Source organism: Lysinibacillus sp. A4, from assembly GCF_024919535.1.
Lineage (GTDB): Bacteria > Bacillota > Bacilli > Bacillales_A > Planococcaceae > Lysinibacillus > Lysinibacillus capsici.
Genome location: NZ_JANWTB010000005.1, coordinates 290,914 through 314,492 on the forward strand (window position 1 = coordinate 290,914; position 23,579 = coordinate 314,492).

A 23,579-nucleotide genomic window follows, 5' to 3' on the forward strand; every position below is an offset into this window, starting at 1 on the left:
AATGACTTTACAATGCTTGTTTTAGCTGCTATTCAATAAGACATAATTATTCTTACCTAGTAAGTATATTAAAAATATAGCGTGACATACTAAAAATGACTTTATTTTTGCTTTTATGAAGGAGCGTTTCCATGCGTATTTTTAGTATGTTTGTAGCAATCATCATCAGCGCTTTTCTGGCAGTTGGAATAGCAGAATATTATCATCAACCATATAATTGGTATTTAGTTTTTCTTATGATTCTAACTGGGATTTTTATTCATATTATTATTTTAATATTCGAATCCGAGAATGCAGAAGAAAACGAAATTTAAAAATGCGAGTCCGTCAATATGGACTCGCATTTTTAATTAGATTTTAAACAGTTAAGAATTTAACCAATTTATCTTTATCCAGAAGGTTTCCGACGAAAAATTCCCCGAACTCGCCATAGCGTGCTGACACTTCGTCAAAGCGCATTTCATATACTAATTTTTTGAATTGCAGTACGTCATCAGCAAATAAAGTTACGCCCCATTCGTGATCATCGAAGCCTACAGAGCCAGTGATAATTTGTTTTACTTTACCAGCATAGCCGCGACCAATCATTCCATGTGAACGCATTAATGATTTACGCTCATCCATTGATAGCATGTACCAGTTGTCGTTTCCTTGACGGCGTTTATCCATTGGATAGAAGCATACATATTTAGCGCGCGGAAGTTCAGGATATAGACGCGCACGTACATGCGGATTTTGGTAAGGATCTTCATTTGACTCGCCAGCTAAATAGTTTGAAAGCTCTACAACAGATACATAAGAATATGTAGGAATTGTAAAATCTGCAATAGCTAATTTATTGAATTCTGCTTCAAGCTCTTGTAACTCATCCATTGTTTCACGCAATGTCATAATCATAAAGTCAGCTTTTTGACCAACAATTGCATAGAAAGCATGAGCACCTGTTTTAGCTACGTCTGCTTCGTTCAGTTTTTCTAAATAAGCAATAAATTCCTCTACTGCTGCTTGACGTTCCTCAGCAGAAACAAGTTTCCAAGATGCCCAATCAATTGAGCGGAAATCATGTAAAGCGTACCAACCATCTAACGTAATTGCTGCTTCATTCATTATTGAAAACACTCCTTTATAAGTGAATACCATTCAAAAATAGTTTATCATAGTTTGTACAAAATCCCTAAGTTCATGATAGTAATTCACGAATTTGACACCATCTTAAGATCATGTATTCTAAAGAGAAGAGATGTAATAAGAGGAGTACCAATATGAAACATATTTTACAACAGCCAATTTGGCGTTATTATGATCAATCCATTAGTGCGAAGCAAAGATCACCGCTTGAATCTTTTGCGACGGACGATACATTGTGCCAATTAGTCGGCCAATTGATGTCCCCGCCAACAATTCGTACATGGGTTCATGAGGCATCTGTTGTGCTAGGTATTCAAGACCATCGTTTACCTTATGTTCAGCAAGGTATGGAATTACTAGAATCTAGAGGCTATCATCCTATTGTTCGTAATTCTGGTGGACTAGCGGTTGTGCTAGATGAAGGGATTCTTAATATTTCCATTGTATTGTCTGAACAAAAAGAGTCGCTCAGTATAAATGATGGCTATGATGTAATGGTGGACCTTGTGAAGGGGTTGTTCCCAGAAATAGCTGAAAAAATTGAGGCTTATGAAATAGTGGGCTCTTATTGCCCAGGTTCGTATGATTTAAGTATTGATGGGAAAAAATTTGCAGGTATTTCACAAAGACGCTTACGTCAAGGGGTAGCAGTGCAAATTTATTTATGTATTGAGGGGAGTGGCTCGCAACGCGCGGCACTTATCCGTGACTTTTATGAAGCAAGCTTGCAACAAGAGGAAACAAAATTCGCTTACCCTCAAATCGTGCCTGAAGTCATGGCTTCGCTATCAGAGCTTATAGACCCTCATTTAACAGTAGAAGCAGTTGTTATTCGTCTACAGCAACTACTTAATCAGTGGGCCGAGGAAGTACGTCCACAGTCCTTTTATGACGAAGAATTAACGTTGTATGGTTTTTATTTACAGCGCGTTTTTGAGCGCAACACCAAAATGCTTGAACGTAAGTAAGTTGGTTGATTATATGAAACAGAAAAAGCGATGCGGCTAATTTAGCGCATCGCCATTTTCTGGTTGATAAATAGAACTGCTAGTGACAAGATTTCCGTTCTTCTCCATTTTAAAAACAGGTGCAATTCGCTCTTCCTCTTCATCAAGCGTAACAAGACGTCTAGCACGATTCATAATTTGAACAAATTGCTCGTAATCTTTGCGAATCGCTCGATTTTCCTCTTCTAGTTTTGTAATGGTTTTCTCTAGTTTTTTATTTTTCTCAGATGTTACATGTACAAGTTGTCGCCATTTTGAAGATTCATTTCCTACTTCACCAGAATGCTGTAAACGTAGTAAATAAGCTATGACAATATCAAGAGAAAGGGCAGATAGCGGAATTGATTTTCCTTCTGCAGCACTATTATTTACGGTAAACATACTAGAAGCACGGCGTCTTGCTGGCGCTCCTAACACTCGCATTCTCTCTTTTCTTTCCTTTTTAGCTTCTGCTAATTGTTCCTCGTATTCTTTACGAACAACGGCATTCCAACGAAAACCGCATGCTGCCGCAGTACGATTTAATGCATCGCCCGCTTCCTCAAAGGCATTAAGCTGTGTGCTTCCTTCTGTTACATGACGGATTACAGCCTCTGCTAGTAATTCATCGTTTTCTTTTAACCAAGCATCTTGTCTTACTTTACTCATATTAAAATCCTCCCACCTTTATCTGGAACTTGTTATTTAAGACTAGCATGACCAATCTTTTAACCTTTTATTCATCTATGTAGAAGGAATTATGCTTGAATAGAAGGGGAAAAGTACGATACAATACCCGATGTAGGTTTGTGCACATGCTGCATACTTAAATATGTGAAGGTCATGTGTGCAATAGAGCGAGATTATGTTTGAAAAATACTATATAGAAAGGGTTGTTGACAAAATGGCAAACGAATTTAAAGTTTGCGATGAATGTCAGGCCGTTAACTTAAAGACGTTAATTCCAAAATTAAAGGAAATCGATCCTGATGCAACCATCGAAATTGGCTGTCATTCTTACTGTGGTCCAGGACGCAAAAAGACTTTTACCTTTGTAAATAGCCGACCTGTTGCTGCATTAACAGAAGATGAACTAATGGAAAAGGTTTTAGCAAAATTAAAAAAGTAAAACTAAAAGCTATCTCTACTTGGGGGATAGTTTTTGTTTTGCTTTTTTATATGTTGAGAAATTAGACCAATATAAATATAAAAATAATGATTAAGGTAATTGAAATAGGTTGTTAATATCTATAGAAAAATGGCAATAAGTATGCTAGTCCAAGATTTATCGCATATAATAGAACTATAACAAAATGGGGGTGCTATCAAAATGACATATGCAAACGCTAAATTAGAAGAAGAAAAGGTATTTAAAGATCCAGTACACCGTTATGTGCATGTTCGAGATCAAGTGATATGGGATTTAGTGGGTACAAGAGAATTTCAGCGTTTACGTAGAATTCGTCAACTAGGTACCACATTTTTAGTATTTCATGGAGCAGAACATAGCCGCTTTAGTCATTCTTTGGGGGTTTACGAAATTGTACGTCGCATAGTAGATGATATCTTTGTAGGGCGTCCAGATTGGGATGAAAGTGAAAGATTATTAGTGTTATGTGCAGCCCTTTTACATGATTTAGGTCATGGCCCATTTTCCCATGCCTTTGAAAATGTATTTGAGCTTGATCATGAATATTTTACAAGGCAAATTTTGCTGGGAGATACGGAAGTAAATGCGATCTTAAAAAAAGTGGCAGCTGATTTTCCTGAAAAGGTATCCCAAGTAATTGAAAAGACATATCCAAATAAGCAAGTAATTAGTTTAATTTCGAGCCAAATTGATGCAGATCGTATGGATTACTTACAACGTGATGCTTATTTTACAGGTGTAAGCTACGGTCATTTTGATATGGAACGGATTTTAAGAGTAATGCGTCCAAGAAAAAACCAAGTAGTCATCAAAGCAACAGGCATGCATGCGGTGGAAGACTATATAATGAGTCGCTATCAAATGTACTTACAAATTTATTTCCATCCTGTTTCACGAAGTGCAGAGGTAATTTTAAATAATATATTAAAAAGAGTAAAACAATTAAGCTTAGCGGGCTATACATTTAAGCATGAGCCTACTCATTTCCTAGCATTTTTCCGAAATGTTATTACATTAGAGGATTATCTTGCGTTAGACGAGAGTATACTTTTTACATATTTTCAGTTATGGATGCAAGAGGAGGATGCCATTCTAAGTGATCTAAGCCGTCGCTTTGTGAATCGTAAGCTATTTCAATACATTGATTTAGACCCGGGAGTAGAGCTCAATAAATATCAAAAACTCCAAGAGCTTTTCAAAAAGGCAGGATTAGACCCCGATTATTATCTTATACATGATACAACAGCAGATCTGCCATATGATTTTTACAGACCAGGAGAGGAAGAAGTGCGTGTACCAATTTTTTTAGAAATGAAAAATGGTGAGCTACGGGAGCTTTCACGTGAATCCATTATTGTGGATGCTATCTCAGGGCGTATGAAACGAGATCATAAAATCTATTTCCCATTAGATTTCTTAGAGGACGATTCTTCACATCCAACGATCAAACAGCAAATACTAATGATGTTAGGTAAAGATGAAAAATAAGTTGTGTCTGACAATATTACTCCCATGAAATCTTATAAAATAGGGTAGAGCGCTCTCTTGTGCTCTACCCATCTTACTATTATTTGTCGCTAAAACGAACGCCTGCAACGCCGTAATGGTTTTTAGACATTTCTTCAATAAAAACTGTTACATTTTCTGCAGGTGCATTAACGGTGCGAGATACTGCTTCTGTTACTTCTTTTACAAGAGCACGTTTTTGTTCCTCTGTACGACCTTCAAGCATTTTCACTGTTACGTATGGCATAATATTGCCTCCTTTATAGAATAATGTTGTATAGTTAGTTTATAAGAAAGTATAAACTTCTTACTTGCGTTGAGGCATATACGCAATGGTGAAAATAGTGATTGTTTCGACAAAATATGCGTGGATATGCTTTCCTTTATAATAGCAGAATGGAGGATATTTAAGTATGACAAATGAAGAAAAACCAAAACAAAAAATGGGTTTTACCATTATAAAAAATGATCCAACAGATGGACATAAAGGATTTGGTATCGGTTCACTTTCATTAGAGAATGTATCGCCTGTAATAGTGGATGTAGAAGAGGGGACAGCTTCTGTTGAAATTGGTGCCATGCATGCAAGAAGTGACGTAGAGCGTGGTATTAAATTTACAATGGACCGTGCTGATTCAGAGGGTGGAAAACCGTATTGGCTAGTATGGGTGACTATCGATCATAAAGAGGATGGGCCATATTATGCAGGTGTAACGGCTTGTGAAATGGTCGTTAATCGCGAAAAGCGTCGTGGTTATAAAATTTTAGCTGACCATGTAAACAAAATGGATAAATCTATGAAACGTCATATTATTGTAGAGCATATGGATGCACCCTCTAAAAAAGTGTTAGCTTCTTTCCTTAAGCAACTTAATCCAGAATTGTGGGAACGTAGTGAGGAGCAATTGAGTCAAGACTTATTTGTCGAATAGACTCGTAATGATTGAACAATCTGTGACATTTTGCAATCGCTTTCGATATTAGGTTGAAAGTGTGTTTGAAACAAAGTACACTTGAGGCAGAGCTTACATTTTAGTAAGCTAGGACACTTGGTATCGCGAATGTGATGAGCGCTATGCGGCATTTGAACAACCCAAACCCAAGCCAAATGCCCCATGATGCTCATACTTCGCGGACCATAAAAAAGAAAAGCTTTCTGTTCCCACGGACACGTCTCCGGGGAAGAGAAAGCTTTTCTTATTTTTCGTATATCAGTTACTTTGTCGAGAGCCTTCATTGCTTAAAACGTATTAGGTTTAAAAAGGTTTCCGACATTACTTTGTTTTTTAGTCCTTAAATATAGAGAACGGTAGCATATTCCAAAATTCTCCCCATGTATTACTGTCGAGAATATCGAAGTTTGTACATTTTTCAGTTGGTACATCCTTCGACTCTACATAGACTAGACGCTGTTTAGGACAAGCGTCAGTCGCTAATTTACCTGTTTCAATATCAATGACAACGCCCTCTACACCTTTAGGTTTTTTGAAATCCTCATTTTTTGTACCTTTGTTGACAGTTTCCATAAAGTCAATCCAGATTTGCTTTGTGGCAGCAGTATCTTCCTTCGTGGTAAGGTTTTTACCCTGATCATAGCCATTCCATACACCAGCAGTTAGTTTTGGTGTAAAACCAATTAACCATTGATCACTATTCGTAGAACCTGATTTAGCAGCATATGTGTGTGTCATACGTGAACGAATACTGATTCCTGTAGCGGGTGAATAGTCACTGAAAACCGGATCAAAAATACCTGTCATCATTTCTGTTAAGATGTATGCATTTTCTTTAGAAATGGCTGTTTCAGCTTTGCTTGCTACATCTTTGTTTTCATAGATAACATCTCCATGTGCATTTTTAATGGATACAATGGTTGTTGGTGTTGTTTGCTGTCCTTGCGACGCCAAAATATTATATGCATTTGTCATCTCGTATAATGTCGTTTCAATCGTTCCCAGTGCAATTGATAAATTATCCTTCGCGCCAATTCCTACATTAAAACGGTTTGCCATATCATGAAACTCTTTGAAGCCAATGTCCTCTAAGGTTTTTACTGCGTAAATATTATCTGAGATAGCAATAGCTTGTGCCATCGTCATATCATGATCTGCAAATTGACCGTTGACGTTTTTAGGTGCATAAGTGCCACGTCCATTATCATAAGTAAAAGTTGTTTCACCAACATCTAAAAAAGTTAGTGGCGTGTAACCATTTTCTAGCGCCGCTGCATATAAGATCGGCTTAATTGTAGAGCCTGGTTGACGTTTAGCTTGTGTAACTCGGTTAAATGAGCTTACTGAATAATCACGACCACCGACTAGCGCGGTGACAGCTCCTGTTTTAGATTCCATACTTACAAACGCAGATTGCAGATCATTGGCAGGCATATTTTTGGCTACTGCTTCTTCAGCTGCTTTTTGATGCTCCAGATTAAGCGTTGTTTGAATCGTCCAGCCACCTTCACTAATATCAAGGTTTTTGGATTTTAAGATTTCACTGGCTTCTTGCCAAGCCACATCCAGGAAATAAGGGGCAACAGATTTGGTTGCAACCCAGCTATCATTTTTTAAGACGAGCTGTTCATTTTCAGCGCGCGTTTTTTCTTCTTGTGTAATGGCTCCTTGGTCAGCCATAAGTTTTAAAATAACATGTTGACGATTGGTAGCCTTATCTAAATTGGCAATTGGTGAGTAAATACTTGGTCCTTTTGGTACGCCTGTTAGCATTGCTGCTTCAGCAAGCGTTAAATCACTGGCAGATTTTCCGAAATAAAAACGACTGGCAGCTTCTACTCCATACATGCCATGACCGTAATACACAGTATTTAAATAGCCCTCTAGTATTTCGTCCTTGTCATAAAAAACTTCTAATCTATAAGCATATAGGGCTTCGTTTAATTTACGTGTCCAAGACTTTTCATGGGAAAGATAAAGGTTACGAGCATATTGTTGCGTAATGGTACTAGCGCCTTGAACCTTGCCGCCAGCCTTAATGTCCACTAAAATGGCACCAGCAATACGTGAATAGTCGAAACCGCCATGTTGATAGAAATCTTTATCTTCAACAGCAACAACTGCTTCCTTTAAGTAAGGTGACATCTCATCGAGACCGACCCAATATCGTCGTTGATTTGTAAAGTGATCCCCAATTTGGTTCTCATTTTCATCTAAGAAAATAGAAGCCTTTGGTACGGTTAAAGGCGGTGCACCAGCCACTTGAACATAGATGCGGAGTGCGACAAACGCTACGACAATTGCAGATGTAAAGGCCACAAATAACGTAAGGCTTTTGCGTGTGCGCTTTACACGTTGTTGCTTTCGATGATAGCTTTTTCGTTTCATCCGACTTCACCTCGTTTTCTCACAACTTCGAACTTAGCTTTAGTATGTGTTCGAACATTCATCTTTAATCGAAATTCTAACTAAAAACTATTGCACTTTATTCAAAAACATCTATACTTTTTTTGTACTACTTGAAATGCTGGCATTCGACAAAAAATCGCACCTTGTAGATTTTAATCGAAATTTGCTAGACGTTCCAATAATGTATACGAGGATAAAAGGATACAGGTTTCATTACAATCCTGTAAGCCATAATAGAAGAAGACGAAAAATGATGATTAATTATATGGAGGGCTAGCAATGAGATTTGATGAAGCTTATTCAGGAAATGTTTTTATAAAAAGTCATCCTACATATGACGATGCACAGGCAGTAATTTATGGCATGCCAATGGATTGGACAGTAAGTTACCGTCCAGGATCACGTTTCGGTCCACAGCGCATCCGTGAGGTATCCATTGGTCTTGAAGAGTACAGTCCCTATCTAGATCGTGAGCTTGAGGAAGTAAAGTACTTTGATGCAGGAGATATTCCACTACCATTCGGTAATGCACAGCGTTCTTTAGATGAAATTGAGAAATTTATAGAGAAATTATTAGCGGATGGCAAGATTCCTGTCGGCATGGGTGGCGAGCATCTAGTGTCTTGGCCAGTAATGAAGGCTGTATCAGCTAAATATGATGACCTTGCTATTATTCACTTTGATGCACATACGGATTTACGTGTTGAATATGAGGGAGAGCCACTTTCGCACTCTACCCCAATCCGTAAAATTGCGGAACATATAGGACCTAAAAATGTCTATTCATTTGGAATTCGTTCCGGTATGAAAGAGGAATTTGAATGGGCAAAGGAAAACGGCATGCACATTTCAAAATTTGAAGTGCTTGAACCATTAAAAGAGGTCCTACCAACACTAGCTGGACGCAATGTGTATGTAACAATTGATATCGATGTTTTAGATCCAGCACACGCACCAGGCACTGGTACAGTAGACTGTGGTGGTATTACTTCGAAAGAATTACTCGCTTCCATCCATGCTATTGCAGCAAGTGGTGTAAATGTAGTAGGTTTCGACCTAGTTGAAGTAGCACCGATCTACGATTCTTCAGAAATGACAGCAAACACAGCTTCAAAATTATTACGTGAAATGATTTTAGGCTGGGTAAAATAAATAAGATTGGTTGAATGGGGTTTAGCTATGAGCTAGCCCCATTTTATATTTTTGAAATGAAGAATGAACCTTAGCATAAAATTGAAACTTATTTTACTTTGAAGCGTAAATAAGTTAGGTAAAATGTATGTTTCTTCAATTTTAATAAAGGGAGGAGGGGTATTATGATTTGGTCACTTCTCATGAATGATTTATTTATTTTTGTCAGTACAATGGAATACTTTTGGCTATTAGCATCTTTGGTTTTAACTGTATTAAGTGTTCATTTGCATCTGTATCTCGTCAATAAAATAACCGTTCAAGATGTGAAGGACGAGGAGTTTGAAGTTGACTATACTATCACGAATACTTGGACTCCACCTATGCTAACGTGGTTTGTACTGTGTATTAGAATGTCCGAAGACAATGAGGAAGAAAGTGTATCTCCTAGTTTGATTTAAACTTTAAAACTAGGAGGACAACCATTGTTAACATTTTTAGCACAACCTATTATTAACCTCATTCATTTCATCCATTCTTTTACAGGTAGCTATGCACTTAGTGTCATTGGCATTACGATTGCAGTCAGATTAATTCTTATGCCGTTATTTATTCGTTCAGCTAAGCACCAAAAGCACTCAAAAGAATTAATGACGACCATTAAGCCTGAATTAGATGTGCTTACAGACAAATATAAGAAAAGTCAAAGCGAATCTGAAAAAAGAATGGTACAGCAACAAATCCAAGAGCTAACTTCAGATTCATTGAAAAGCTCTTTACTAGGTTGTTTACCAATCATTATTCAATTACCGATATTATTTTCACTGTACTACGCAATTAAGCTAGATTCAGTGATTGCCAGTGAAAATTTCCTTTGGATGAATTTAGGGACGATTGATATTGGGATTTCGATGATTGCTTGTTTGATTTATTTCATTCAAAGTTGTATAGCCCTAGAGAAAAGTCAACCTTTAAATATGAAGATAATGGTATTTATTAATCCAATCATGATCCTCATTTTTAGTCTGTTCAATCCAGCGATTATCCCGATCTATTGGACTGTCAGTGCTTTATTGTTAATAGTTCAACAATTGATTATAAAAAAATGGTATAGATAAAATAAAAACCTTTCTTTCCGTTATTGGGAGGAGAGGGTTTTTATTTTCTCGAATAAACTTGTTGAGGCGCTTTACATCACTTCTATCTTGAAAAACCATAAGTATTCATCCTATAATAAAAAGGTTATAGTAAAAGACTAAAAAGGGGCATCCGTTATGGCGAACGAAGTAAGATCGCAAGTGAACATAAAGCTCATTTCTACTATTCGTCCAAGTGATGGGGAGTCCGAAAGTTATGAAATGTGGCTCAAAGGGCAGCTACTTGAAAAGGCAGGAAGCTTGTATTTGAAATATGATGAGGTGCAGGAGGATAAAATCGTCCGCACAACGATGAAGTTAGGTCATGAGAAGGCACTAATTATGCGTGCTGGAGCGGTTAATATGCGATTACCGCTGAACATAATCGAACAACAAAAAGGGCATTATGAAAGTGAGTTCGGTTCTATGCCCCTCGTGATTGATACGAAAAATATGACGTTTACAAAACTGGCAACAAGCGGAGATTTCCATGTACAGTACGATTTACTAATGGGTGGGCAATCCGTTGGCAACTATACATTAGATATTACATTTACGGAGGTACAATGATGAACGCAGTAGAACAAGTACAACAGGCTATTAAAGCAGCGATCGTGCAGGCTGTTGAAAAAGCTGGTCTCGTTGAGGCTGGCACAGAATTATCGATTCACCTAGAAACACCAAAGGATAAAGCAAATGGTGACTATGCAACAAACATTGCGATGCAATTAACGAAGTTAGCTAAAAAGCCACCACGTGCTATCGCCGAAGCTATTTTAGAAAATCTTGATACAACAGGCACAGATATTGAAAAGATTGATATTGCTGGCCCAGGCTTCATGAATATCACAGTGCGTAAAGATTTCCTAACAGAGGTAGTGACACAGGTGCTTGAGCAAGGTAAGGACTATGGCCGCTCAAATGCTGGCGCTGGAGAAAAGATTCAAGTAGAGTTCGTTTCAGCAAATCCTACTGGAGATCTTCACCTAGGACATGCTCGTGGCGCTTCTGTTGGTGATTCCTTATGTAATGTGTTGGATATGGCTGGTTACAGTGTCTCTCGTGAATATTATATTAATGATGCAGGCAATCAAATTAATAACTTAGCTTATTCATTAGAAGCGCGTTATAAACAAGCATTAGGAATGGAAGCTGAAATGCCAGAAGACGGCTATCATGGGCAAGATATTATTGATATTGCAGGTAAATTAGCAAAAGAGCATGGTGATGCAATTTTAGCAAAATCAGATGATGAGCGTTTTGCCTTCTTCCGTCAGCACGGTTTAGCTTTAGAATTAGATAAATTAAAAACAGACCTAGCAAACTTCCGTGTAAATTTTGATGTCTGGTATTCTGAAACGTCACTATATGAAAACGGGAAAATCGAAGTAGCTTTAGATAAATTAAAAGCTAATGGACATGTGTTTGAAGAGGATGGTGCTACTTGGTTCCGCTCTACAACATTTGGTGATGATAAAGATCGTGTGCTAATTAAAAATGATGGGTCATTCACATATTTAACACCAGATATTGCTTACCACGAAGACAAAATTGTCCGTGGCTTCGATAAATTAATCAATATTTGGGGAGCTGATCATCACGGATATATTCCACGTATGAAAGCAGCGATTCAAGCACTTGGTTATGATCGAGATACGTTAGAAGTGGAAGTTATTCAAATGGTTCAGCTTTACAAAAACGGTGAAAAATTTAAGATGTCTAAGCGTACAGGGAATGCAGTAACAATGCGTGAGCTTGTAGAAGAGGTTGGCCTTGACGCAGTTCGTTACTTCTTTGTAAAAACAGCTGGCGATTCTCATATGGACTTTGATCTTGACCTTGCAGTATCACAATCTAATGAAAACCCTGTGTACTATGCACAATATGCACATGCACGTATTTCATCTATTTTACGTTCAGCAAATGAACAAGGCTTTGCTGCTACAACAGAACATCTCAATTTGTTAACAGCAGAAAAGGAAATTGATTTACTGAAAAAGATTGGTGATTTTCCGAAAGTGGTAGCGGAAGCAGCGAAACACCGCACACCGCACCGTATTGCAAACTATATTCAAGAAACAGCAGCTGCATTCCACAGCTTCTACAATGCAGAAAAAGTATTAGATGCTTCAAACAAAGAGTTAACAGAGGCTCGTTTAGCATTAATTACGGCTGTCCGCACAACAATTGCGAACGCACTACGCTTAATCGGCGTATCTGCACCTGAAAAAATGTAATTAAACTTTAGGCTCCTAACATGAAAAGTGTTAGGGGCTTTTTTTAATGGATAGAAGGCTGAAGATGAGAGATAAAGTTCCGAATGTGTTGGATAGAAGGTCAAAAGAAACGAATAAACCGTGGGAAATTAGCTGTCCCAAACTTTATTTTTCTGTTAATTCCGAAAATTTTGTTGAAGTTTACGTTAACGTCAATGGTATACTGTTGCCAATTAGGAAAGGGGAGATGGTTTTGAAGACGATTCAGGAGGTAGCAAAGGAGTTTAATGTGTCTACGCGGACAATTCGTTATTATGAGGAACTTGGACTTCTTTGCCCCCATCGTTCATCTACCAACCAACGAACCTTTTCAAAAAAAGAATTAGCGAAACTCAAGCTTATTTTCAGAGGCAAGCGGTACGGATTTTCGTTGGAGGAAATCAAAGAGATGGTTTTACTATTTGATTTTGATCGCTCAGGAATTCAGCAATTAGAGCGAACGGTTGAATACGGGGAACAAAAAATTCAAGAGATTGACAGTAAAATAGCTGAGCTGACGCAGATGAAGCGTGAGTTACAACAAATGCATGGCATGTTTAGCGAAAAATTAGCGACTTTAAAGGGAGAGATGCAAGATGAATAGTTCCAATTTATTAGCACGTAATGCCCGTAAGTATTCGAAAAATGAAGCCGTTATTTGTCATGGCAGAAGAGTAACCTACCAAGATTTAGATAGGCAGGTGACACGTTTTAGTCATGCTTTACTAGAGCAGGGAGTAAAGCAGGGGGATAAGGTTTTAATTTTTATGCCAAACGTTTTAGAGTTTGTTGTCAGTTACTTTGCTATTCAGCGTATTGGAGCGATCGTTGTGCCAGTCAATGCAAAGTTTACATTGCAAGAAGTAGAGTACGTGGCGCAGCATGCCGAAGCGAAGGCAATTGTCGTACATGAGGTTATTTTTGCAGTAGTTGAACAGCTAGCTGGTATTCCGTTGAAAATTAAAACAGGTCAAGAAAAAGTGGGATGGTATCAGTATGAATCAATGCTTCAAAATGCAAGTACACAAACGATTGATTGTCAGTTACAAGAGGATGACCCTTCCACGATTTTATATACATCTGGCACGACAGGAAAACCAAAGGGTGTGTTATTTAGCTACCGTAATATTTTAACAGTGGCGCAAATGATAGCTGTTGAAATGGAGGTAAAGCCTGAGAGCCGTATTTTGCTTATGATGCCATTAACACACTCTGCACCATTACATTTATTTTTAATGGCGGGTGTATTGGTAGGCTCAACAAATGTATTAACACCAACTTTTACACCCGATTTATTCATTGATTCCATTGAAAAGGAGAAAACAACACATTTCTTTGGAGCACCTGTTGCTTATTTATTAACGGCACAGCTGCCAAGGCTACATTCGGCAGATTTGTCTTCTATGAAATGGTGGGTCTATGGTGGAGCACCGTTATCTCAAAGTGAGGTTCGATTCATTCAGCAGGCATTCCGCACAAATAATTTGACTTGTGTATATGGATTAACAGAGGCAGGTCCAAGTGGTTCATTATTATTTGGCAAGGAGCATGAAGCAAAGGCAGGAAGTATTGGCCAGCGGGCGCCACTTGGTACAGAGTTGCGTATTGTGAATGACAGTGGAGAAGATGTAAATGTAGGCGAAGTGGGGGAAATTGTCTTATTAGGTGAGGGTAACATGCTTGGCTACTATAAGGATGAAGTAGCAACTAATGAAGCCTTTATTGACGGTTGGTTAAAAACAGGGGATCTAGCTCGCAAGGATAAAGATGGTTTTATTTGGATTGTAGATCGTAAAAAGGATGTCATTATTTCGGGTGGTGTCAATATTTATCCGAAAGAAATTGAAGATTGTTTATTGAGTTTTGAAGGGATATTCGAGGTTGCAGTAATTGGTGTACCACATCCGCAATGGGGGGAAACTGTAAAGGCTGTGTATTGTGCTAAACAAGATATTGATGAGGAAGCTTTGAAAGCTTATTTAGAGGAACATCTTGCAAAGTTTAAAATACCACGTATTTTTGAAAAAGTGGAAGCGCTCCCACGCAATGCATCAGGCAAAATATTAAAACAAAATTTGAAGGGGCAAGAGGTGAGATAGCATGAAAGTATTACAACAAGAAGCAATGCGTACTACGAACTTTTTTACGGAAGATGACACGCTTCAAAAAATAGTAGAAATGATGTTAGATAAAGAGTTTTTATCCTATGCCCAACGAGAGTTAACAGATTTTGGTGAGCTATGTGCAGGTGATATTGATGCGAGGGCAAAACATACAGATCGACAGGGTGAGCCTCGCCTTCAAAGATATGATGCCTATGGTGAAGAGATATCGGAGGTTTGGGTTAATGATGGCTATAAAAAAACGATTGAAGAGACATATAATACTGGGATTGTAGGCTATGTACACAAGCATATTCCGCAGCTAGGCCACAAGGGGAATTATGTTTATAGCTTTGCACAAGGTTATTTGCTATCCCATGCAGAACCTGGTTTTTATTGTCCCGTAACATTGACGATGGCTACTGCCTATCTATTAGATCATTATGCAGATGAAGAGGTAAAGCAGCGTTTTTTACCACATGTTTGTGCAACAGGTGACACAGATTTATATGAAGGTGCGACCTTTTTAACAGAACGTCAAGGAGGCTCTGACGTTGGTGCAAATGTGGTGGAGGCGAGAAAGGATGGCACTGCGTATCGTCTATATGGTGAAAAATACTTTGCATCCAATGCGGGCATGTGTGGTGTAGCGATGGTATTGGCACGACTAGAAAGTGCACCAGCAGGTTCCAAAGGCTTAACGTTGTTTGCAGTTCCTTGGCGTAAAGAAGATGGAACAACAAATCATCTACGTATTCGCCGACTGAAAGATAAGCTAGGCGTTCGGGCAGTTCCCTCTGGTGAGGTAGAATTTGATGGTGCTCTTGCCTACGTTGTAGGGGAGCAAAATAAAGGGATTTATTATATGCTAGAAGCACTAAATCTCTCCAGAATTTGTAATGCAGTCGCTTCAATTGGTATTATGCGTCGCGGCTTCTTAGAGGCGAAACATTATGTAAGCAATCGACATGCATTTGGCAAGCCCTTAACACAATACCCTATGATTCAGGATACTTTAGGGAAATTTGCAGCTAAGTTGCACGTGGAAGTAGCGACAGTTTTTGATCTTATTCAATTATACGATAAAGTGACAAGTGGACAGGGCACACAGCAAGATCTTATTATGAATCGTTTATATATTGCCATTATGAAAAAGGAAACGGCAGAGCAAGCTGTTCACTATGCTAGTGAGGCAATTGAATTACATGGAGGTAATGGCTATATAGAAGACTTTGTAACGCCTCGCTTATTAAGAGATGCGCAAGTATTGACGGTGTGGGAGGGGACGGCTAATATTTTGGCCTTGGAACTCATTCGTTTAGTAGATAAGTTTCATGCCCATGAACTGTTTGTACAGGAGATGGAGGAACGATTAGACAAATTAGCTAACAGTTCATTAGTACAAATTGTTAAAGAACAATTGGCGAATATGTCTGTGAAACTTCAAATTTTTAGCGCTTTAGACGAAGCAACGAAAACTTTTGAAGCAAAAGGTGTGGCGGAAAAAATGGCGCACCTTTATGAAAGTGTCATAGCGGTTGAGTGGGCACATAAATTTGGTGGGAAATATGAAAAACTAGCGGACATTTATTTAGAGCAGACATGGTCATTAAGAGAAATGGGTGCACAAATGAAAACAGTTCAATACTTTTCTGAAATTGTATAATGGCCGGGGAGTCGTCTTGAATGGAGGCGACTTCTTTCATTTTCATGTATAATGAAATCAACTGAATATTATAAAGGTTCTTTACTTAAGTAAAGTGAAAAGGGAAATCGGTGTAATTCCGATGCGGTCCCGCCACTGTAAGTGTGAGTTTTTTCAAATGATGCCACTGAAGATTTCGGGAAGGCTTGAAAAATCGCAAGTAGCACTAGCCAGGAGACCTGCCTTTATAACGACATGACAACCTACGAGGATAGGGTGGTGGATTTTGTATCAGTTTTTTTGGTGCGATTTTGCCCCCTCATCGATCAAAGATGAGGGGTTTTATTTTGATGTAGAATAAAGCGAAATGTCGCACGGATCAACGAAGGAGGATTCACATGAAGAAATTTTGGAAAATAGGATTATCAGCATTTTTAGCAGTAGGCTTGCTAGCTGCTTGTGGGCAGGAAGCAAAAGATAACAAGCCATCTAACGAGCAGCAAACACAGCAAAAAACAGCCCAGGTGGATGAAGCAACATTCCCAATGACGATAACAGATGCCCTTGGTAAGGACATTACACTTGAAGCACCTCCTGAGAAAATTGTTTCACTTATTCCGAGTAATACGGAAATCCTTTTTGGACTAGGTTTAAATGATGAAATAGTTGGTGTTACGGACAACGACGATTATCCGCCAGAGGCAGCTGAGAAGGATAAGGTTGGCGGTATGGAATACGATATTGAAAAAATTATTGCCTTAAAACCAGATATCGTTTTTTCACACGAATCTAGCATGTCTCTTTCAGAAGAGGCTATTGCACAGCTTGAATCAGCAGGTTTGAAAGTATTTGTTGTAAAAAATGCACAAGACTTTAATGAAACATATACAACAATTGAGCAACTGGGACGTGCTACAGGGAAATTACCAGAGGCAGAAAAAATTGTCGCGAATATGAAGGCAAAAGTAGAAGAAGTTTTGTCTAAAGTCAAGGATGTTGAACCCAAAAAAGTGTTAGTTGAAGCATCAGATGAGCCAGATATTTATACAGCTGGCAATGGTACATTTATGAACGCGATGCTTGAAATGATTAATGCAGAGAATGTAGCTGTAGATGGCGATAATTGGTATAAAATTGATGCAGAACAAATTATCGCAAAAAATCCAGATGTCATCGTGGTGACATATCATTATGTACCAGATATTTTAACGAAAATACCAAAACGTGCGGGCTTTGATACGATTAATGCCGTAAAAAATAATGCGATTGTGCAGGTAGATGAAAGTACGACAAGTCGTCAAGGGCCACGTTTAGCTGAAGGTCTAGAAGAATTAGCAAAAGCAATCTATCCTGAGGTATTTAAGTGAAAAACATAGCACTAGCCTATACATTAACATGTACGCTTCTTCTTATTAGCATCTGGTGTGGCGTAGCGATAGGCTCGGTTCATATTCCATTAGAAGTATTGTGGAATAAGGCGGTTGATGAAACAGCCGCCAATATCTTTTGGAAAATTCGTTTGCCTCGCGTGTTATTAGCGGGACTAGTAGGCGCATCTCTAGCTATTGCTGGAGCAGCTTTCCAAGGTTTATTAAAAAATCCATTAGCAGATCCATATACACTAGGGGTTTCATCAGGGGCTTCTGTTGGTGCTGTTTTAACGATCTTTTTTAGTATTTCTATACCTGTTGTCGGTTTGTATGCGCTGCCAACCTTTAGTATGATTGGTGCTATCATTACGATGGTAGTTGTTATGAGCTTTGCTAGACTCGTAGACCGCTCATTAAAAATGGAAACGTTGATATTAACAGGTGTTATTTTTAGTTCATTTTTAGGTTCCCTCATTTCATTAATGATTGCCTTATCTGGTGAAGAATTACGTCAGGTAATAGGCTGGCTACTTGGTTCTGTTTCGATGCGTGGTTGGCCATATGTCCAAATGATCATTCCATTTGTGATTGTAGGTTCAATAATGCTATGGACACAAAGACGAGAATTAAATGTCTTGTTGTATGGTGAAGAGCGAGCAAAACATTTAGGTGTTAATGTAAAGCGTAGTAAATATTTGATATTAGCAGGTGGCTCCATGCTAACTGGAGCAGCTGTAGCAGTTTCTGGCACAATTGGCTTTGTAGGATTAGTGGTGCCGCATATGACAAGGATGATTTGGGGTTCTGATCATCGCCACTTATTACCATTATCTTTTTTCAATGGTGCAACATTACTCATTATTTGCGACTTAGTAGCACGAACAATCATTGTGCCAAGAGAGCTACCAATTGGTGTCATTACGGCATTTATTGGAGCACCTGTTTTCTCCTATATTTTTTATAAGCAGCGAAGAAGCAAGGGGGTACGGGCATGATTGTTGTTGAACATCTATCAGGTGGCTATGAAGATGTACCAATCGTCAGGGACATTAGTTTTACTGTTGAAAAAGGAAAAATTCTTGGCATTCTAGGGCCGAATGGTAGCGGGAAATCCACATTATTAAAAGTAATGAGTGGTATTTTACCAGCTACTGCTGGAACCGTTTCGATTGATGGACAAAATATTCTTTCTTATCATGCTCGTGCTTTGGCAAAAAAAATGGCTGTATTACCACAGCTTCATGCAAATGCTTTCTCGAACAGTGTGAGAGAGGCAGTTTCACTGGGGCGCTACCCGCATCAAACAGGCTTTTTCTCGAGTTGGTCTGCACAAGATGAGAAGGCAGTTCAACATGCAATGCTTCAAACAGGTGTAAAGCGATATGAGCATACACCGATGGAATTTTTATCTGGCGGTGAACAACAAAGAGTTTTTGTTGCACAGGCATTAGCTCAAACAGCTGAAATCTTACTGCTGGATGAACCAACGAACCATCTTGATATTGCACACCAACGTCAAATTTTAGATATGGTTCGGAAGGAAGCCATGGAGTGTGGTTTAACAGTCGTTATGGTACTACACGATATGAATTTAGCCTCTCTTTATTGTGATGAATTATTGCTGATGGAAAGCGGACAAATGAGAGCACTTGGTGCACCACATGAAGTATTAATTGCCTCCCAAATTGAAGAAGTTTATCAAGCACGGGTGACTACATATGCTCACCCTGAAATACCAAAACCTCAAATTACAATGATGCCCGCAGCTACAGACTATCAGCAGCGAGCTGTCATCAAAAAAGAGCACTTTACGATAACTGAACAATATATCCAACTTCAATCAGAGCTTCCTCTGAAGACCGTATCTTCTGCAGTTCATAACCCAGGTATTGGCTGGCATAATTGCTTATTAAATCGCTCAGTTCCTGGTGATTATGTCATTAGCGATGTGAAACGAGAAGTTAAAGAATTTTTGAAAAGGGAAAATTTTTCATCTACAAATACTGTTGTTATGCTAACAGCAGTACCAACAGCTCTAGTGGCCATCAATGAATTTTCTGCACCTTTTGGCAGTATAATCGTAGCTGTAACAGCTGGCGTAGGCAATGCAGTTGATGTATCTCGAGTACACGAAAGACAAGATGAACCATATATTGGTACTATTAATACATGGGTTATCGTTAATGGTTGTTTATCGGAAGAGGCATTTTTTCAGGCATTGATGACAGCAACTGAGGCAAAAACAAAGGCGTTGCAATCAGAAAATATTCGTGATGAGCGGAGTGGAACAATTGCAACAGGTACTGCTACAGATAGTCTGTTAATTGCTGCAACTCAAAAAGGAGTAGAAATGCTGTATGGTGGCCCAATTACGGAAGTTGGTAAAATGATTGCAAAGGGTGTCTATGAAACAACAGTTCAGGCGATTAGGAATTATAAAAACCATTTTTAGGAGATGAGAGAAATGAAGCTTTACACGAAAACAGGCGATACGGGGAAAACAAGTCTAATTGGAGGACGGGTTGATAAAGATAGTTTACGTGTGGAAACATATGGGGCAATTGATGAATTAAATTCCTTTATTGGAAAGGCTGTAAGTGAATTAGATCAAGCGCTTTTCAAGGATATTTTAACAGACCTAGAGACAATTCAGCATGAGTTGTTCGATGCTGGTGGAGACCTTGCTAATGTGATGAAAGAACGTCATTATAAATTAACAGAACAACCGATTGAAGTACTTGAAGCTCGTATAGATGCTTTATCAGACGAAGCGCCACCTTTACAACGTTTTATTTTACCAGGAGGTGCACCAGCAGCGGCAACTTTACACATTGCACGCACGGTTGCACGTCGAGCAGAACGTGAAATGGTGACACTTATGAAAGAAGTTGAAGATGTACCAAAGGTTGTACAAAAATATTTAAATCGCTTATCGGATTATTTATTTGCAGCTGCACGTGTTGTAAATGCTCGCTTAAACGTAGCAGATGTTGAATATATTCGCAGTGGGAATGTTTTTAAAAAATAAAGTTTGATTTAAAAAATGTTTTTGTACAAAAAGTAAATTGCCAGGTATTAAGCTACGGGGTGGTATAGTTTGTGTGCAATTTTAGCAGATGTTCAAATGTCTACTGAATATGCGACATCCTACTAAGTAAAATAGTTAAGGAAAGTAAAAAAATGCTACTTTGAAAAAATTCAGGGTGGCTTTTTTTCTTGTAAAATGTAAGAATATAAAATTATCAGAAATATTTCCGTTTTATGTTGACTGAATGCTCACTCATTTATTAGAATAGGAATATAATGATAAAGTGAAGTACATTTCTGTATGAACTAGCAAATTCGTCACAAAGAGAGAAAATTACGACAAACTAAAGGGGGGACCAACCATGAGTCCATTATTAATTGCTAACATTGTCTTAACAGTCGTGGTTGTGCTTTATGCAGTAGGATTGTTCTTCTACCTGTTGAAAACACGCTATAAGTATGTGCAATTGGGGAAAAAGGTTGAGTTTGATGAAAGTGTTAAAGAACGACTTCGTTATATTATGGTCAATGTATTTGGTCAAAATAAGCTATTAAAGGATCCAAAGAGTGGTTTAATACATGTTATGTTTTTCTATGGATTTTTGATGGTACAGTTAGGGGCCATTGATTTAATTTGGAAAGGACTAGCACCTGAGTCACATCTGCCACTAGGCATTTTCTATGGTGTCTTTACATTCTTCCAAGAGCTAGTAGTTTTAATGATTTTAATCGCGGTAGTGTGGGCATTTTACCGCCGCTATGTTGAAAAGCTAGTACGTCTAAAACGAGGATGGAAAAACGGCCTTGTATTAATTTTCATTGGTGGCTTAATGGTATCTACATTAATCGCTAATGGTATGGGATTAATTTGGCATGGTGAGGGATTAACTTATACGGAGCCAGTTGCTTCAAGTATAGCTGCCATTTTTGGCTTCCTACCTACATCTGTGGCCGCTGTTGTGTTTTATGTAATGTGGTGGGCACATCTTTTAATTCTATTAACATTCCTGGTATACGTACCGCAGTCTAAACATTTCCACTTAATTGTCAGTCCACTTAATGTTTACATGAATCGTTTAGATCGTACGGGTACATTAACACCAATTGATTTTGAAGCCTTAGAAGAAGCTGGAGAAAATGCTGAAAGCGAAGAGGATATGCCTTCTATTGGGGTAGGACGCATACAGGACTTCACACAAAAGCAAATGCTCGATCTCTATTCTTGTGTAGAATGTGGACGTTGTACAAACATGTGTCCAGCAACAGGAACAGGAAAAATGCTGTCTCCTATGGATTTAATCGTAAAATTGCGTGATCATTTAACATTTACGGGCGCAGTTGTAACAAAACAAAAACCATGGGTGCCTTATCAATTCTTTGCCAATACAAAGGGTAACCAGCTTGCAATGGCAGCTGGTGCTGAAGGTGCTGTAATTGACGATATCTACAGCCCATCTTTAATTGGCGATGTCATTACAGAAGAGGAAATTTGGGCTTGTACGACATGTCGTAACTGTGAGGATCAATGCCCTGTAATGAATGAGCATGTTGATAAAATTATTGATCTACGTCGTTATCTAACAATGACTGAAGGGAAAGTAAATCCCGATGCTCAACGTGCAATGACGAATATCGAACGACAAGGTAATCCTTGGGGCTTGAACCGCAAAGAAAAAGAAAATTGGCGTGATCTAGATCCAACAATCCAAATTCCAACTGTAAAAGAGCTGAAAAAATCTGGCGAGGAAATGGAGTATTTATTCTGGGTTGGTTCGATGGGAGCTTTCGACAACCGCTCTCAAAAAATCGCTTTAGCATTCTGTCGTCTATTAAACGAAGCTGGTGTGAAGTTTGCAATCTTAGGTAATAAAGAGAAAAACTCTGGGGATACACCTCGCCGTTTAGGGAATGAATTCTTATTCCAAGAGCTAGCTACAGCCAATATTGATGAGTTTGAGAAAAATGACGTGAAGAAAATTGTAACAATCGATCCTCACGCCTACAATATCTTTAAAAATGAATATCAAGACTTTGGCTGGAAAGGTGAAGTGTATCATCACACTGAGTTATTAAATCAGTTGATTGAGGAAAATCGTCTAGCGCTAAACTATGAGGTTCATGAAACAATTGTCTTCCATGATTCCTGTTATTTAGGCCGCTACAATGATGTGTACGATGCCCCACGTGAAATTCTTCGAGGAATCCCTGGCGTGAAGCTTGTTGAAATGGAACGTAACCGTGAAACTGCGATGTGCTGTGGAGCTGGTGGTGGATTAATGTGGATGGAAGAACATGTAGGAAATCGCATTAACGTAGCGCGAACAGAACAGGCTCTTGCAACAAATGCATCAGTTATTTCATCAGGCTGTCCTTACTGCCTAACAATGCTAGAGGATGGTACAAAGGCTAAAGAGGTTGAAGACTCTATTGGAACATTTGATGTTGCAGAATTACTAGAACGTTCGGTGTTTGGTGAAAAAGTAAAGGCAGTTAATCCTTCTTCCGAAGAAACAGAAGAAACATACGAAGAAGTGGTGGCGTCTATAGAAAATGTTCAACAAGACGAGAATACGGAAGCGAACGCAGGAAAATGATTGCTATTGCAGAAATATTTTAGTTATCTGAAAAATATAAATTGCACAATAAAAAATTGTTTTGTAGAATAAGATTAAATGGGAATGGGAGTTGAGATAGTAAACTCCCATTTTTCCTCGATAGAAGTCGAGCGAGCGTTCAGTCAATAATGCTTTGCAGCTTCATCGAGAACGTAAAACAAAAGGG

At 38.5% G+C, this 23,579-nt stretch carries 22 protein-coding genes and 1 riboswitch; of the genes, 18 read left to right on the top strand and 4 right to left on the bottom strand.

The features are described 5' to 3' along the window. The first annotated feature begins 131 nt into the window (after positions 1 to 131). Positions 132 to 314 carry a hypothetical protein gene (locus NY607_RS12575; protein WP_004227636.1) on the top strand — a complete coding sequence of 61 codons (183 nt, stop codon included), beginning with the start codon at positions 132 to 134 and terminating at the stop codon, positions 312 to 314. Between the two features lie 43 nt (positions 315 to 357). Here NY607_RS12575 and hemQ read toward each other — a convergent pair whose 3' ends face one another. After that, positions 358 to 1,107 carry a hydrogen peroxide-dependent heme synthase gene (hemQ, locus tag NY607_RS12580; RefSeq protein ID WP_004227638.1) on the bottom strand — a complete coding sequence of 250 codons (750 nt, stop codon included), beginning with the start codon at positions 1,105 to 1,107 and terminating at the stop codon, positions 358 to 360. A gap of 155 nt (positions 1,108 to 1,262) precedes the next feature. Between hemQ and lipL the strand changes: the two genes are divergently transcribed. Next, entirely contained in the window at positions 1,263 to 2,096 is an 834-nt protein-coding gene (gene lipL / locus NY607_RS12585) for an octanoyl-[GcvH]:protein N-octanoyltransferase (RefSeq protein WP_237899234.1), read from the top strand. A gap of 36 nt (positions 2,097 to 2,132) precedes the next feature. On the opposite strand, the gene NY607_RS12590 is transcribed toward lipL, so the two are convergent. After that, complete coding sequence (locus NY607_RS12590; protein WP_004227650.1) at positions 2,133 to 2,783, bottom strand: RsfA family transcriptional regulator; 651 nt, start codon at positions 2,781 to 2,783, stop codon at positions 2,133 to 2,135. Positions 2,784 to 3,018: 235 nt separating this feature from the next. On the opposite strand from NY607_RS12590, the gene NY607_RS12595 reads away from it, so the two are divergent. Together NY607_RS12595 and NY607_RS12600 are read left to right on the top strand one after the other, a co-directional pair. After that, positions 3,019 to 3,243: a YuzB family protein gene (locus NY607_RS12595; RefSeq protein WP_004227652.1), complete on the top strand. Its 225-nt coding sequence runs from the start codon at positions 3,019 to 3,021 to the stop codon at positions 3,241 to 3,243. A 201-nt stretch (positions 3,244 to 3,444) separates the two neighbouring features. After that, positions 3,445 to 4,752, top strand: coding sequence for an HD domain-containing protein (locus NY607_RS12600; RefSeq protein ID WP_131520767.1), 1,308 nt, complete (start codon positions 3,445 to 3,447; stop codon positions 4,750 to 4,752). A 79-nt stretch (positions 4,753 to 4,831) separates the two neighbouring features. Here the strand turns inward: NY607_RS12600 and NY607_RS12605 are convergent, their stop codons facing one another. Then, a complete protein-coding gene (locus tag NY607_RS12605; protein ID WP_004231516.1) occupies positions 4,832 to 5,017 on the bottom strand; it encodes a 2-hydroxymuconate tautomerase in 186 nt (61 codons plus the stop codon). 166 nt (positions 5,018 to 5,183) lie between these two features. Here NY607_RS12605 and NY607_RS12610 point away from each other — a divergent pair, with 166 nt between their 5' ends. Further along, on the top strand, positions 5,184 to 5,702 hold the full coding sequence (locus NY607_RS12610) for a YwhD family protein (protein WP_259419817.1): 519 nt from the start codon (positions 5,184 to 5,186) through the stop codon (positions 5,700 to 5,702). A 354-nt stretch (positions 5,703 to 6,056) separates the two neighbouring features. Here the strand turns inward: NY607_RS12610 and NY607_RS12615 are convergent, their stop codons facing one another. Continuing rightward, positions 6,057 to 8,111, bottom strand: coding sequence for a transglycosylase domain-containing protein (locus NY607_RS12615; protein ID WP_048393764.1), 2,055 nt, complete (start codon positions 8,109 to 8,111; stop codon positions 6,057 to 6,059). A 300-nt stretch (positions 8,112 to 8,411) separates the two neighbouring features. Between NY607_RS12615 and speB the strand changes: the two genes are divergently transcribed. The 13 genes from speB to NY607_RS12680 all read left to right on the top strand — a co-directional run bounded on the left by speB (position 8,412) and on the right by NY607_RS12680 (position 23,392). Next, positions 8,412 to 9,284: an agmatinase gene (gene speB / locus NY607_RS12620; RefSeq protein WP_004231519.1), complete on the top strand. Its 873-nt coding sequence runs from the start codon at positions 8,412 to 8,414 to the stop codon at positions 9,282 to 9,284. Between the two features lie 164 nt (positions 9,285 to 9,448). After that, on the top strand, positions 9,449 to 9,724 hold the full coding sequence (locus NY607_RS12625; protein WP_004231520.1) for a hypothetical protein: 276 nt from the start codon (positions 9,449 to 9,451) through the stop codon (positions 9,722 to 9,724). 24 nt (positions 9,725 to 9,748) lie between these two features. After that, entirely contained in the window at positions 9,749 to 10,381 is a 633-nt protein-coding gene (gene yidC / locus NY607_RS12630) for a membrane protein insertase YidC (protein WP_131520769.1), read from the top strand. Between the two features lie 156 nt (positions 10,382 to 10,537). After that, on the top strand, positions 10,538 to 10,969 hold the full coding sequence (locus NY607_RS12635) for a YwiB family protein (protein WP_259419818.1): 432 nt from the start codon (positions 10,538 to 10,540) through the stop codon (positions 10,967 to 10,969). Then, complete coding sequence (gene argS, locus NY607_RS12640) at positions 10,969 to 12,636, top strand: arginine--tRNA ligase (RefSeq protein WP_259419819.1); 1,668 nt, start codon at positions 10,969 to 10,971, stop codon at positions 12,634 to 12,636. The genes NY607_RS12635 and argS overlap by 1 nt, the downstream gene beginning before the upstream one ends. Before the next feature lie 232 nt (positions 12,637 to 12,868). Further along, positions 12,869 to 13,258: a MerR family transcriptional regulator gene (locus NY607_RS12645; protein WP_054548583.1), complete on the top strand. Its 390-nt coding sequence runs from the start codon at positions 12,869 to 12,871 to the stop codon at positions 13,256 to 13,258. Next, the gene (locus NY607_RS12650) at positions 13,251 to 14,753 is read left to right on the top strand and encodes a class I adenylate-forming enzyme family protein (protein WP_259419820.1); all 1,503 of its coding nucleotides are present in this window, start codon (positions 13,251 to 13,253) and stop codon (positions 14,751 to 14,753) included. The genes NY607_RS12645 and NY607_RS12650 overlap by 8 nt, the downstream gene beginning before the upstream one ends. A gap of 1 nt (position 14,754) precedes the next feature. After that, positions 14,755 to 16,422, top strand: coding sequence for an acyl-CoA dehydrogenase family protein (locus tag NY607_RS12655; RefSeq protein WP_131520774.1), 1,668 nt, complete (start codon positions 14,755 to 14,757; stop codon positions 16,420 to 16,422). Positions 16,423 to 16,479: 57 nt separating this feature from the next. Then, positions 16,480 to 16,662: riboswitch (cobalamin riboswitch) on the top strand. 137 nt (positions 16,663 to 16,799) lie between these two features. After that, entirely contained in the window at positions 16,800 to 17,768 is a 969-nt protein-coding gene (locus NY607_RS12660; RefSeq protein WP_259419821.1) for an ABC transporter substrate-binding protein, read from the top strand. Then, positions 17,765 to 18,766 (top strand): FecCD family ABC transporter permease, encoded by a 1,002-nt coding sequence (locus NY607_RS12665; RefSeq protein WP_237899238.1) that lies wholly within the window; start codon positions 17,765 to 17,767, stop codon positions 18,764 to 18,766. Before NY607_RS12660 ends, NY607_RS12665 begins: the two co-directional genes overlap by 4 nt. After that, positions 18,763 to 20,223, top strand: a complete 1,461-nt coding sequence (locus tag NY607_RS12670) for an adenosylcobinamide amidohydrolase (protein ID WP_237899242.1) — start codon at positions 18,763 to 18,765, stop codon at positions 20,221 to 20,223. Before NY607_RS12665 ends, NY607_RS12670 begins: the two co-directional genes overlap by 4 nt. A 12-nt stretch (positions 20,224 to 20,235) precedes the next feature. Next, complete coding sequence (locus NY607_RS12675) at positions 20,236 to 20,799, top strand: cob(I)yrinic acid a,c-diamide adenosyltransferase (protein WP_004231536.1); 564 nt, start codon at positions 20,236 to 20,238, stop codon at positions 20,797 to 20,799. A 361-nt stretch (positions 20,800 to 21,160) separates the two neighbouring features. Continuing rightward, positions 21,161 to 23,392 (top strand): heterodisulfide reductase-related iron-sulfur binding cluster, encoded by a 2,232-nt coding sequence (locus tag NY607_RS12680; protein ID WP_237899243.1) that lies wholly within the window; start codon positions 21,161 to 21,163, stop codon positions 23,390 to 23,392. The last annotated feature ends 187 nt before the right edge of the window (positions 23,393 to 23,579 follow it).

Bases quoted from the DNA above. Each gene is read 5' to 3' on its own strand.
- NY607_RS12575 (WP_004227636.1), top strand. From the start codon at position 132: ATGCGTATTTTTAGTATGTTTGTAGCAATCATCATCAGCGCTTTTCTG.
- hemQ (WP_004227638.1), bottom strand. From the start codon at position 1,107: ATGAATGAAGCAGCAATTACGTTAGATGGTTGGTACGCTTTACATGAT.
- lipL (WP_237899234.1), top strand. From the start codon at position 1,263: ATGAAACATATTTTACAACAGCCAATTTGGCGTTATTATGATCAATCC.
- NY607_RS12590 (WP_004227650.1), bottom strand. From the start codon at position 2,783: ATGAGTAAAGTAAGACAAGATGCTTGGTTAAAAGAAAACGATGAATTA.
- NY607_RS12595 (WP_004227652.1), top strand. From the start codon at position 3,019: ATGGCAAACGAATTTAAAGTTTGCGATGAATGTCAGGCCGTTAACTTA.
- NY607_RS12600 (WP_131520767.1), top strand. From the start codon at position 3,445: ATGACATATGCAAACGCTAAATTAGAAGAAGAAAAGGTATTTAAAGAT.
- NY607_RS12605 (WP_004231516.1), bottom strand. From the start codon at position 5,017: ATGCCATACGTAACAGTGAAAATGCTTGAAGGTCGTACAGAGGAACAA.
- NY607_RS12610 (WP_259419817.1), top strand. From the start codon at position 5,184: ATGACAAATGAAGAAAAACCAAAACAAAAAATGGGTTTTACCATTATA.
- NY607_RS12615 (WP_048393764.1), bottom strand. From the start codon at position 8,111: ATGAAACGAAAAAGCTATCATCGAAAGCAACAACGTGTAAAGCGCACA.
- speB (WP_004231519.1), top strand. From the start codon at position 8,412: ATGAGATTTGATGAAGCTTATTCAGGAAATGTTTTTATAAAAAGTCAT.
- NY607_RS12625 (WP_004231520.1), top strand. From the start codon at position 9,449: ATGATTTGGTCACTTCTCATGAATGATTTATTTATTTTTGTCAGTACA.
- NY607_RS12635 (WP_259419818.1), top strand. From the start codon at position 10,538: ATGGCGAACGAAGTAAGATCGCAAGTGAACATAAAGCTCATTTCTACT.
- argS (WP_259419819.1), top strand. From the start codon at position 10,969: ATGAACGCAGTAGAACAAGTACAACAGGCTATTAAAGCAGCGATCGTG.
- NY607_RS12650 (WP_259419820.1), top strand. From the start codon at position 13,251: ATGAATAGTTCCAATTTATTAGCACGTAATGCCCGTAAGTATTCGAAA.
- NY607_RS12655 (WP_131520774.1), top strand. From the start codon at position 14,755: ATGAAAGTATTACAACAAGAAGCAATGCGTACTACGAACTTTTTTACG.
- NY607_RS12660 (WP_259419821.1), top strand. From the start codon at position 16,800: ATGAAGAAATTTTGGAAAATAGGATTATCAGCATTTTTAGCAGTAGGC.
- NY607_RS12670 (WP_237899242.1), top strand. From the start codon at position 18,763: ATGATTGTTGTTGAACATCTATCAGGTGGCTATGAAGATGTACCAATC.
- NY607_RS12675 (WP_004231536.1), top strand. From the start codon at position 20,236: ATGAAGCTTTACACGAAAACAGGCGATACGGGGAAAACAAGTCTAATT.
- NY607_RS12680 (WP_237899243.1), top strand. From the start codon at position 21,161: ATGAGTCCATTATTAATTGCTAACATTGTCTTAACAGTCGTGGTTGTG.